Genomic DNA, 12,519 nt, shown 5'->3' with positions numbered 1-12,519 from the left:
TTTTAAAGGGCCAAAAGCCCCGGGTATTAATTTATTTTATTTTTAGCGCCCATAAAGTTCGGTTTCTGTTTTCAGCCAGTTTACCGTTTTCTCATCTATATATTGTTTATCTGTCCTCCATGTCCAATTTCCTGTTGCCTTGCCCGGGATATTCATGCGTGCAGTTTCATCTAAGTGCAGAATATCCTGCATGGGGATAATTGCAATTTTAGCAATGGAAGCATAACAGAGCCCGATCAGGATGGTATTGATGTTCTGTTCACTAACCTTGGCGCCCACATATCTTGAAAGCCGCTTTTTAACGTTTGCATCGGTTTCATTTTTAAACCAGCCCAGGGTTGTATTGTTATCATGTGTTCCTGTATAAACAATAAAATTTGACGAGTCGAATCGATGTGGGATATGCACCGATCCTGCTAAATCTTTACCAAAAGCAAACTGCAATACTTTCATGCCCGGTAACCTGAACTGCTTTCTCAACTGCTCCACGTCCGCAGTAATTTCGCCCAGATCTTCGGCAATAAAGGGAAGTTTCCCCAATTCACGCTGCATTATTGTAAAAAATGTGGCGCCGGCACCAGGCTCCCAGCTACCCTCTACAGCATCGTCATGATTGGCCGCAACCTGCCAGTAAGTCGAAAAGGCCCTAAAATGATCTAAACGGATAAGGTCATATATCTGCCGGCTTTTCTTGAAACGGTTTACCCACCATTTAAAACCATCCGCTTTCATTTTTTCCCAGTTATATATGGGCATGCCCCAGAGCTGTCCTTTTTCGTTAAAATAATCAGGCGGAACGGCAGCAACCCCGGTTCTGTTTCCGTTTTTATCCAGCATGAAATTTTCGCGCTGCGCCCATACTTCAACAGCATCATAATCCAGGTAAAATGGCAGATCGCCGATCAGGGCTATCCCTTTCGCATTTGCATATGCTTTTAACCTGTACCACTGCCGATAAAAAATAAACTGGTTCCATTTTATTTCTTCAATTTCTGACTGATTGCTTTTTTCGAAATCAATAATGGTTTGGGTATCTTTTAACTTAAATTTTTCCGGCCAGTTAAACCATGCTTTGCCCTTATAATATTCTATAATACGGGTATAAACACAATAATCATCCAGCCAGCTTTGTTCAGCTTTGCAAAACAAATTATATTCATTTACCAGATTTTCTTCGCCTCTGCTTTTAAACAACTGGTAAGCCTTACTTAATACCCGCTGTTTCATTTCCGCTGTTTTTTCAAAGTCTACCTGTGGTGTTTCTGGCAACATACAGGCGTTAAGATCGCTTTCGCTTAAAAGTCCTTCATTAAATAAACTTTCAGGACTGATCAGCATCGTATTTCCGGCCATTGCAGAACTGCTGGAATAGGGCGAAAATCCATTCTCTTTTTTAGTGGGATTAAGCGGTAAAACCTGCCAGTACCGCTGCCGTGATGCAGCAAGAAAATCTACAAATTTATAGGCTTCAGCGCCTAAATCGCCAATACCAAAACGGGATGGCAAAGCACTAATGTGCATAAGCACCCCTGCAGAACGTGTATTATTTTTAGGGATTAACTTAATTACGGCCAACGGATTATGGTTAAACAATTGGCTGATCAGGATGCCTTCTTGTAAGGGATCTTTGTATTCTTTTTTTCCGGTGAGCAGGTTTTGCCATTCCAGAGGTGCCTCATTTGGCAACAACACTTCGGTGTCTTCCCAATTAAAATTATCGGCCCCTACCTGCTGATCTTTACAGCATTTAGCCAAACCCAAAGGAACCACGGTAATGAGCCATTGCTGTTGATATCGCCTTGCAAAAGCACAAATATGCTGGCTATACTTACCCTTAACCTGCAACGGAATATAGGCACCACGCTCAAAAACTTCGGATTCAGCTTTTCTGATCTTTAGCAAAGTTTTAGTTAGCCAAATTTTAATCTTTCCCGAAAATCTATCATCCCAGAGTCGTTTAAAATTAATGGGTGCATCAAATGACGCAATCAGTCCGGCCCTATCGTCATAATTAACCGGCCTTCTGTTATCAGGATCAACAAGACTTAAATCCCATAATTCTGTTCCCTGGTAAATATCGGGAATACCCGGGCAGGTGAATTTTAAGGCCAGTTGACCTAAACTATTGATCACTGCAAAATCGGAGATTCGCTTTAAAAAATTCCTGATCAAACTATTGCTCTCTTGTTTTTCAGCTAAAATTACCTGCGAAAATTCAGTGAGTTTATCTTCATAATCTTCGTCGGGGTTTGCCCAGTCCGATCGCTTTTTCGATTCCCTTAACGCTTTCATAATAAATTGCGCCAAACGGTTTCCGATTTCATGATCATCATCTTCCTGAAAAGGCAAAACACCAATAATGGTTTGCAGAAGCAGATAAACATCATTATCATGTAATAGCTTAAAAGACTTATGCTGTTTTTGTAAGGTTGCAAAAGTTTCTTTTAGCTGACGAACCAATTGAGACCACTCTTCAGGAAGATCGCTAAGTACGCTTAATCTTGCCCTAACATCCTCCCCTTTTTTAGTGTCGTGGGTAGAACTTCCATTAATGCTGAATGGCCAGTTTTGTTGGCGCTTATACATTTCATGGTGAAACTCATGCACTGCCATTCCGAAAGCATCGGGTGCGTCGCCTACTTCGGTATGCCCTATAAAACGGTTATAGGTAAACATAGCCGTATCTTCTACGCCTTTGGCCATCAGCGGCCCAGTAAACTGCATACAGCGTTGAAAAAAATTACTCAACTTTTTGTTGTAAGCGCTGTTTTCCTTTTTTGGGGTTTCCAAAAAGATTTTGTTCAACAATTCCCCTGCCCTGGCCAGCTTTTTATCTTTGAGAATGGGTATCAGCAGGTTTTGAATATTAGTCGATTCGGCCTCTGCCAACGGAAAGCGATAATTATAATACCGGTATACGGGCATGCCGATGAGCATTTCGGCAAGTGCCATTTTAAGATCGGCTTGGTTAATATCTGAAAAATCAGCCGGTTTAAGCGCCAAAAACAGTTCGAATAAGTTGTTCAGTTCGCCATGCATGTGCTCAAACAAGATATTTTTTTTCTTTTCGTAAATCAGCCTGGATGGATCGAGTTTTTTACCTGTTACTTCCTGGTAAAGTTTATTAAAAGGTTTTTCCGCCTCTTTATTGGTAAAAAGATTGTTTACCACTGCCAGAAAATCGTAGCCGGTACTTCCCTGCACTTTCCAGTTTTTGGGCAACTCCTCCCCGTTTTCAAGAATTTTTTCTACAACAATATAAATGTCCTTACCCACAGCTTTCCTTAGCCGTTGTAAGTATTCTTCAGGATCGTAAAGGCCATCCACATGGTCAATTCGCAAACCCTGAAAAATACCTTTATCAAGCAATTCAAAAATGTAGGAGTGATAAAGATCGAATGTTTTCTGATGCTGCATATTAAGGCAGATAAGGCCATTAACAGTAAAAAACCTGCGATAGTTAATGTTATAATCCGTTTCCTGCCAGTTGCATAAGCGGTAGTGCTGATTTTGAACAATTTTGGTTAAAGCAGCAGGATCGCTATTTATTTTTTTTAAATGCGCTGTCGAAAGGCTGCTCACGGTTTCTGCATTTACCGGCCAGTTAGCATCGCCGTAATTGAGGTAGTATCCGCCTTTAATTGCCAGCAATTTTAATTTCTGCCCTGCAATCGCCTCTTCAAGATCCTCACCTAAAAAAGGGACCATCAAACGTCTACCACCCTGTTGCAGATCAATATCAAAAAAACGTGCAAATTCAGAATCATTTCCTTTTTGAAGTACATCCATTAACCAGGTATTATTTGGATGGAAGGCCATATGGTTTGGAACAATATCCTGAAGCCAGTTAATGCCAGCGGCTTTTAACTTTTTAGAAACCTTAAGCAGTTCTGCCTCGGTACCAATCTCAGGATTTATTTTCAGCGGATTTACGACATCGTAACCGTGCGTACTCCCTGGCAACGCCTCAAAAATTGGCGAAGCGTATATCGTGCCGATCCCCAGTTCTATCAGGTAGGGAATAATATGATCAAGAGATTTGAGGTTAAAATTTTCATGAAACTGGATCCGGTAGGTAGAAGTGGTTTTATACATCTGTTTTAAAAAGAATAAGAATTGATTCAGGAAATAAAGTAATCTGGCCTTCAGCAGGTATACTGTTTGATTCGGGGTTTGGGCCTCCCCACTTTAGCAAAGTAGAATCCAACAGCACCGACGCCTGTTTAAATGCCGGATCAATAGATAACATTTGCTTCTGCTTAGAAAAATTAAACATGACAATGATTTCTCCCCTGTCTTTCCAGCGTTTTAATACCAGACAGTTTTTTTTGGAAAAGGCTTCTGCATACACATTTTTCCGATCCAGGTTAGCCAGTACGGGATGTTGTTTCCGCAACGCGATTAAAGTTTTATAATAACTGAACATGATCTTGTGCTTCGGTTCATCGTTTTTTTTCCAGTCGAGCTTAGACCTTTCAAAAGTAGATTCGTCCAGGGGATCGGGTGTATCGCCATTATTATAGAAAGCAGCAAATTCTGCCTTTCTTCCTTTCCTTACCGCTTCTATCAGTTCCTCATCGCTATGGCTGACAAAAAACTGGAAAGGATTGGTTTCTGCCCATTCTTCGCCCATAAATATTAAGGGTAAAAACGGGCTGCAAAAAACTGCCGCAGCCATCACCTTCAACATTTCAAAACTGACCAGGGCACTGCTTCTTTCGCCCAGCATGCGGTTGCCCACCTGATCGTGGTTTTGTGAAAAAACGACAAATTTAGCCCCTGAAGCATTTTGTACGGGCATTCCAAACTTTTTCTGCCGATGTGTAGAATACTGCCCGGTGTACACATAAGCATCCTGATAAGATTTGGCCAGATCTACTACACCATTAAAATCGGAATAATAGCCCTCTTTTGTTTGCCCTGTACAAACCCGGAGTGCATGATGGAACTCATCGACCCACTGGGCATCCATTCCATAACCATATTCGCTTTGATGGCGGATATAACGGTCGTCATTTAAATCAAGCTCAACGACTAGTTGATATGTTCTACCAGTAAATTGAGAAAGTTTTTCGGTATACGCTTTAATTTCCGCTAAAATATGTACCGGGCTAAAATCTTTAATTGCATGTACCGCATCCAACCTAAGGGCATCGATGTGAAAATCCCTGAACCACATTAACGCATTTTCGATAAAGAAATCGCGCACGGCATCACAGCCTGCATCATCAAAGTTAATAGCCTTTCCCCATGGCGTATGGTATTTATTGGTAAAATATCCCCCAAAATCGGAGAAGTAATTCCCTTCTGGCCCTAAATGGTTATAAACGACATCTAAAATGACCGCCAAACCTTTAGCGTGGCAGGCATTAACCAAATGCTGTAAGGCCAGTGGTCCGCCATAAGTGTTTTGCACTGCAAAGGGAAACACGCCATCGTAACCCCAATTTCTGTTGCCTGGAAATTGTGCAACCGGCATAATCTCTACGGCTGTAATGCCAAGTTCAATAAGATAATCGAGTTTACTTTCTATGGCGCTAAAATCTCCAGTTGGCGTAAATGTTCCGGTGTGAAGCTCATAGATGATGAGATCATTCAGATCTTTTCCTTTCCAATCGGCATCCGTCCAGCGAAAAGCGTTTACATCAAATGCCGTAGAGCACCCGTGAGGTCCTTCTCCCTGAAATAAAGAGGCTGGGTCTGCCCGTTCAAGCGTTTCTCCACCGGTTATAGGATTAATTTTAAAGGCATATTGATCGAGGGCCTTGATCTGGTTTGTTTGCAAATACCAATAACCATAGCCCCCATCAAACAGCGCTAAAGAAATTTCGCGATCTTCTATTAAGATAGAAACCTGTGCTGCCAGCGGTGCCCACAGCCTGATTTCAGCTTCCCCGTTTTCATTAAAATTTAGTCCAATATTTCTCTTTCGTATATCTATCTCCATTGAAGCAGTTTTAAAAAAAACAAAAAAAATGAGCCAAAAGTTTTGACAACAGCAGGTTCGGGAAGACCGACGGGAATAAAGGCACTAATTACGTGGCGATTCTGGCATGGGCATCGCTGCAGCCTTTGCCTACGCCAGAGAAGGCGCACATGTAGCCATCAGGCTATCTTCCACAAGAAGAACCAGATGCTAAAGAAGGACTGATAAAAAAGGCTGATCGTAAAGCCGTTGCAATTCCCGGCTATTCAGAGACGAAGCCTTTTGCAAGAAACTGGTAGATACCGCTTTTAGCCAGTTGGGTGGCCCCGATATCCTGGAGAATAATGCTAACGGCTAATCCAGGCTACGCGAATTTAGAGGCAGATGTAAACGTATTGTTCTATATAGTAGGTCAAGGTCAAACGGTTTTTCTATGTAGCCGTCAAATCCCTCTTTTGCATATCTATCGCGGATATTTACATTACAGCTTAAGGCAATTACAGGAAGATGGGGATATTTTGCCTTTATCTTCTGGCACAGATTTATGCAATCCTTGTCAGCGAGACGAATATCAAGCACAACCACATGTGGCCTGTTTTTATCAACAATATTAATCACGTCATCATCACAATGGAGAATCGGAATAACTTTAAATCCCTCCATTTCAAGAGCTGTTTTGAGAACATCCAATATAGACTCGTCGGTGTCCTGCACCATTATAGTTTCTTCCATATACTACTGCACAATTTTAGGGGAAGGCCCGATGCTATCATAAAAATAAAGATAATTAATAAAAAACGAGAGACACCCGCTTAAAATATTTAAAGAGCACCTGTTAAATTATTATGTCCATTAACGTTTTGTTTTTAAGATTTAAACTTACGCTGATAGAGGAAGGCTAAACCAAAAAGTGCTTCCACGCCCCTGAATACTGTCGACACCAACTTCACCGCCGTGCTTTTTAACAATGTCTGCGCTGCTAATTACAGTAGTGGCAGGTATAGCCGGTTGAGGGAAGAGCGCAGGCGCCGTTGAGCTGAACAGATTACACTTAAGCCAGACAATCAACAAGATAAATTGCAATAAGCGCGCAAAAGTAAAATAATTTATTTTTTATTTAACAATTTTGTTAAACAAAATTGAATAATATAAATTATCTTTGCCTGTCACAATGAATAACTAGAAAAATTCATCATATGAGCTTAACAATAAAATCCCTTACCTACATACATACAGATAACGAAGAACTCTTTCTGGAACTCAACCTAACGGTTAACAAAGGAGAAAAAGCCGCTTTGGTGGGAATCAACGGCGTAGGAAAATCTACGCTTCTGCAGCTGATTGCGGGCAGGATAATTCCAACCTCGGGAGAGATTTCTTTTCATGAAAAACCATGGTATGTACCTCAGCACCTTGGTGAGTACGATGAATTGACCATCGCCGGCGCCCTCAGGGTAGATAAAAAATTAGCGGCATTGCATGCCATATTTAACGGTAGTGCAGAGCCAGATTACTTTACAGACCTAGATGATGACTGGGAAATTGAGAAAAAAGTGGAAAGTGCTCTTCAAAAATGGGGGTTTGATAATTTTTCCCTTGAAGAAAAGCTGGGCAATTTAAGCGGGGGGCAGAAAACAAAAGTATTTCTGGCGTCGCTTGATCTGCACGATCCGGAGCTTATTCTTCTGGACGAGCCTTCCAACCACCTTGATGCCAAGACCCGCAAGAAACTGTACACTTTTATTCTTCAGAGCAAAGCTACGATACTGGTAGTAAGTCATGATAGATCTCTTTTGAGCCTGATGAACAAGACATTGGAACTGAGCAAAAAAGGAATAGAAGTTTTCGGTGGAAATTTTGAATTTTACCAGCAGCAAAAAGAGGAAAAAGTCAATGCGCTCCAGGCCCAGCTCAATGAACAGTCAAAGACATTGAAACAGACAGAAAAAAAAGCTAAAGAGGTTGCCTACAAAAGACAGATGCAGGAATCAAGGGGAAGATCAGCGGGACAGAGCAATTCCATGCCGCGCATCATTGCTGGCGGACTGAAGAGCAAGTCGGAAAGAAGTACTGCGAAAGTTCTTGATGCACACAATGAGAAAATATCGGGTCTGGCCGACACCATACGCGAGACACGGTCTCAGATCCTGCAGTATCAGCCACTCAAAATCAACATTGGGACTTCTGAGCTCCATTCCGGAAAAGTCCTTATCGATGCTGAACACCTGAATTTCGGTTATAATGGTATCCCCTTATGGAAGCCCCTTACATTTCAGGTCAGATCAGGGGACAGGATACAGATTGAAGGTGAAAACGGATCGGGTAAAACCACCCTGCTTAAAATCATCACCCGTAAGCTGGAGCCTTTGGACGGAAATTTCATCAGGTCTGAATTTTCTTATCTTTACCTCGATCAGGATTATACCATGATAGATCCAGCACTTACAGTCTATGAGCAGGTACAGCAGTTTAACAATAGCGGACTACAGGAACATGAAATCAAGGCGCTGCTGATTTATTCACAGTTTGATTCGGAAGCATTCGATAGAAAATGCGCCGGGCTGAGTGGCGGAGAAAAGATGAAGCTTTCCTTATGCTGTCTCTCGGTAAGTAATAGTGCGACCGATGTACTTATTTTGGATGAGCCAACCAATAACCTTGATGTACAGAGTCTGGAAATCTTAACTTCGGCCATCAGGGATTTTGAAGGCACATTAATAGTGATTTCCCATGACGAATATTTTATCCGTGAGATCGGAATCTCCCAAAGGATAACCATAAGTTGACAACAATATAAATAGAAAAAATGCCGCTCAAAAACACAGGAACAGAGAACCTTATCAAGGAGACAGCCAAGAGGCTATTTTTTGCAGAGGGAAAACTTCATGCCACCACGCAGGAAATTGCCGATGCAGCAGGTGTGAACCGAACATCCCTACATTACTATTTCCGCTCAAGAGATCTTCTTGTCGAGGCGGTATTCAAAGAAGCAATGATGGGGCTTAGTCAACGCCTTGATGCATGTTTTGAGGAGAACAGGCCATTTAGGGAGAAGATCGAGAATCTCATCGGGGTTTTCCTGGAAGATATGATAGCCTTTCCTTACCAGGAAACTTTTCTTGTAACTGAAATCAACACCCTTGGCAAGGAACTGATGGAGAACATACAGTCTGGCCCGATCCATAAATTCCTGAAGGATATCAAGACAGAAATGGAGAGCGGTATCCTTGAAAAAATGGATCCCGCACATTTTTTAATGAACCTTTTTTCTCTGCTGTCTTATCCACTGATCATGGCTCCACTCTACCGGCAGTTATTTCAGATCTCTAAGGAAGATTTTTCAGTTCTGATCAATCAGCGGAAGGAAATGATTATGGGACTGCTTTTTAAGTAGCTATTACACTAAATGAAAATATGGGAAGGTGATTCTCCAGTCTTGATGTGTAATTCAGAATTGCCTGTTCCAGTGCCCGATATGCCCGGTCAAACTTTATTAAGGCCGTCGACGGCAGAAGAATCTATAATTTCAGCTGTGATTAAACACAGGTTTGATTATCAGGTATGAACATAGATATCTTTCAGCATATCCCGTTTGAAGTACCCATGTTACATAGCCTACTGGGCAAACAGCAGGCATTATAAAATCACTATACAAGATTTTATGAAGATGGGGTCAAATTGCCCAGTAAAGATTCCATTGACGTTTTAATAGTTCTAAGGGGCAGAAAAAATCTGAAACAGATAAACTGCAATGCAATTGAACATGCCCCTGCTTTTACAGCCGAAAATGTGATAAAATGTTTCAGGAAATTATAACCTAAAAGAAAGCCCCAGGAAATAACTCTTCATCGCATCATGCTGGATACCATAATTCAGTCCACCATCTATCTTAATATCTTTCGCTACCTCCAACTGGAGTGCAGCATTTACAAAATTATTCCAATGGTGGGCCTGCAGATCATAAGTATAGTATGTTTCGGCAATCAGGTCAAGCTTTTTAAACAGGGGATGGCTTGCCGTCAATGATTCGAGAAGCTGGGTATGGTACCCTTCACCTTCCTCGTTTTGTAACCTGTCTAACTCTACCTGCATCCCTAATTTCCATTTCCGGCCCAGCTTGAGCGCCATTGGCACAATCATGCCGCCCTCATAATTATTGTCACTCTTAGCCGATGCCGTAGGGAATTTTAGATAAGGCAGCAGTGCAATTGCGAAGTTTCCCTTATCATTTCCTACGAGGTTCTGTTTAATGCGTACCGTTAGGTCACCAAAACCATGATTGCGCTCCAGTCCATCCTCCAAAGATACTTTTTCTGAGATATAGCTCTGCACCACCAGCTGTATGGCCGTTGACCGGGTGAGTCCCAGTTTGAGATTGGCCTGGTTAAAAAGCTGGGTAGTTTCGAGCGATGTTTCACTACGTGTCCTTTCCAAACGGTAAAGATCGGTTTCCACCTGAAGATGGCCAGCATCCGTAGTCACCGGAGATTCGGTAATATCCGGTCTGTCGGTCTCCATTTCCCTGAGCTTTTCCTTTGGAACGGGATGAAGAAGATTATAGGTCTGTCTTATCTGGGCCTTTAGATCAGAAACCGTAATTAAAACAAAGGCGGATAATAGTAAAGTTTTTCTCATCTGATTTTTCGTAAAAGCAGAACATTAATTAAGGTTGAATTGTTTAGCCAAAATGGCGCAGGTTATCTCTTGTTAGATTTTACCTTTTTGGACAGCAGCTGTTTTTAAAAGGCTCCTCTAAAATCTTTATCAGTAGAAAGGTAAGCTGGCCGATCAATCTATATCCCTACCTAACTACTGTCTAATTGGATATTATAGATAATGTTCCTTGACAAAGCCTGACCTGCTTTCCAGGCAGATTTCCGCTATTGAAAAAGGCGGAATACCCGAATCGTAAAAAATTTTATCAAAATAAGAAACACCTACTCCCTTATGGATTTTTGATCCATCAGCAAGGTTTTAACGAGACTGCGTTTTTTGGAAATCATCCTCGGTGATCTGCATTGCATCGGGTACATCTAGGGGCAGGATTCAATGTCGCAGTAGCCTGCTTCTGCATATCGGCAACGGCAAATCCCTCTCCACCTTCAAAATGAAAGCCGATGATCTGGAAACGAAGAGGTTCATCATTATCGGTTGTAAAAAGCTCACCACGGGCATCAGATGAAGGCCCAGAACCTAATCGCTCGAAAAACAAAGCTGGAGTGCTTTCCCAACCCTTTTTACATGCAAGACAAGATGAATCCTGTCCAGCAATAACCATCATGGGTTTAGTAAGCACAGTCAAACAACATCGCGCGGTTAAAAAGCAGCTAAAAACAGTTTGTCTTGTATATCCCGATCAAGCGCAGCGTTCAGTTAAGGGGCTGTGCAGAACTCGATATCTCCACCGGGATACTGGCATAAACAAACTAAGGCTGTGGGCGAAAGCCCACAGCCTTAACTAACATTTTTTTAAGGATTATTATTTTGCAAGAAACTCAAGTACAGTAGGTACGAATAAGTCTGGGTTCTGTGCAAAGGAAGCGTGGCCCGCATCGGGATAAATGATCAGCTTTGAATTGGGTATGCTTCTAGACAGGTTCACAGCGTTCACCACTGGCACCGGAATGTCATTTTCACCCTGAACGACCAATACTGGCTGAGTGATTTTCTTAAGTTCTTCCAATGCCTGAGGATATGGCTGTGCCCACCCTAACACTGCCGTTAACTCTGCTCCACTGCTTTCAGCACTAATAGGGGCATCACGGTTTACAGTTCTTAAAAGCGTCCGGTCCCACGATCTTTTTCCTGCAGCAATACTTGTTGCGGAAGAGGTAAAGGCGAATTTTAAGAAGGTTTGTTCAGGAGTTAGCCCTGCTGTCTGCGCCAATAGATTTGGCAGGTTCGACAATCCTTCGCTCCCTTTAGGTCCGGTACCGGTCAAAACCACTTTATTGATAAGCGCGGGTTCCGTTAACACCACCTGCTGCGTAATAAATCCACCCATAGAAAACCCAAGGATATTCACTTTTGTGAACCCCAGCACTTTGATAAATGCAACAGCACTTTTTGCCATATCAGCGATGTTATCAGGCGTTTTTCCGGTCGAACCACCTACTCCGGGTAAATCAAAAATGATCACCTTGTTTTTTTGCGCCAATCCATTTGTAATGGCAGGATCCCAATCATCCATCGAACTTCCTAATGGAGAAACCACAATCAAAGGCAGTCCATCCTGATCTCCCAATACCCTATAGGCAATTTTTGCATCACCCACCGTTGTAAATTGCGTTACAGCAGTCTGATGGTAATCTTTAACAGTTACTACAGGATCAGGTTGAACATCATCTTTTTTGCAGGAAGCAAAACCAGCTCCCAAAAGGACAAATAATACTACGGATTTCATTCCGCACCGTAATGTTGTAATTTTCATAGTTTAATGTATTTTTTGTTTACAGTTCAAAAGTAGTGGAACCATAAATTTCCGAAGTGCTTTTAGGGTTTAAGTGGACAAAATGAAGATTGGATTGGACGATTTGTAGCCCCGACATAAACGCCATTAGGATCACCACGATAACGAGAAACAACCTGCATAG

Annotated in this window: 8 protein-coding genes; 2 read left to right on the top strand and 6 right to left on the bottom strand. The window is 42.0% G+C overall.

The window, feature by feature from the left end; genetic code table 11:
- Positions 1-42 precede the first annotated feature (42 nt).
- From treY to ACN9MR_RS05915, 3 genes are all read right to left on the bottom strand, one after another.
- Positions 43-4,095: a malto-oligosyltrehalose synthase gene (treY, locus tag ACN9MR_RS05925; RefSeq protein WP_426328684.1), complete on the bottom strand. Its 4,053-nt coding sequence runs from the start codon at positions 4,093-4,095 to the stop codon at positions 43-45.
- Entirely contained in the window at positions 4,088-5,947 is a 1,860-nt protein-coding gene (gene treZ, locus ACN9MR_RS05920; protein WP_426328683.1) for a malto-oligosyltrehalose trehalohydrolase, read from the bottom strand. The genes treY and treZ overlap by 8 nt, the downstream gene beginning before the upstream one ends.
- Positions 5,948-6,280: 333 nt before the next feature.
- Positions 6,281-6,658 (bottom strand): response regulator, encoded by a 378-nt coding sequence (locus ACN9MR_RS05915; protein WP_426328682.1) that lies wholly within the window; start codon positions 6,656-6,658, stop codon positions 6,281-6,283.
- A gap of 464 nt (positions 6,659-7,122) precedes the next feature.
- Here ACN9MR_RS05915 and ACN9MR_RS05910 point away from each other — a divergent pair, with 464 nt between their 5' ends.
- On the top strand, positions 7,123-8,712 hold the full coding sequence (locus tag ACN9MR_RS05910; RefSeq protein ID WP_426328681.1) for an ABC-F family ATP-binding cassette domain-containing protein: 1,590 nt from the start codon (positions 7,123-7,125) through the stop codon (positions 8,710-8,712).
- 20 nt (positions 8,713-8,732) lie between these two features.
- Entirely contained in the window at positions 8,733-9,320 is a 588-nt protein-coding gene (locus ACN9MR_RS05905) for a TetR/AcrR family transcriptional regulator (protein WP_426328680.1), read from the top strand.
- Positions 9,321-9,736: 416 nt separating this feature from the next.
- Here ACN9MR_RS05905 and ACN9MR_RS05900 read toward each other — a convergent pair whose 3' ends face one another.
- The 3 genes from ACN9MR_RS05900 to ACN9MR_RS05890 all read right to left on the bottom strand — a co-directional run bounded on the left by ACN9MR_RS05900 (position 9,737) and on the right by ACN9MR_RS05890 (position 12,356).
- A complete protein-coding gene (locus ACN9MR_RS05900) occupies positions 9,737-10,561 on the bottom strand; it encodes a transporter (RefSeq protein WP_426328679.1) in 825 nt (274 codons plus the stop codon).
- 364 nt (positions 10,562-10,925) lie between these two features.
- On the bottom strand, positions 10,926-11,222 hold the full coding sequence (locus ACN9MR_RS05895) for a hypothetical protein (RefSeq protein ID WP_426328678.1): 297 nt from the start codon (positions 11,220-11,222) through the stop codon (positions 10,926-10,928).
- Between the two features lie 183 nt (positions 11,223-11,405).
- Positions 11,406-12,356, bottom strand: coding sequence for an alpha/beta fold hydrolase (locus tag ACN9MR_RS05890; protein ID WP_426328677.1), 951 nt, complete (start codon positions 12,354-12,356; stop codon positions 11,406-11,408).
- Between the last annotated feature and the right edge of the window lie 163 nt (positions 12,357-12,519).

The sequence above is a fragment of the Pedobacter sp. R-06 genome, assembly GCF_049913135.1.
GTDB lineage: Bacteria > Bacteroidota > Bacteroidia > Sphingobacteriales > Sphingobacteriaceae > Pedobacter.
The sequence above is the reverse complement of the archived record's forward strand: the minus strand, read 5'-3'. Positions and strand labels throughout refer to the sequence as shown.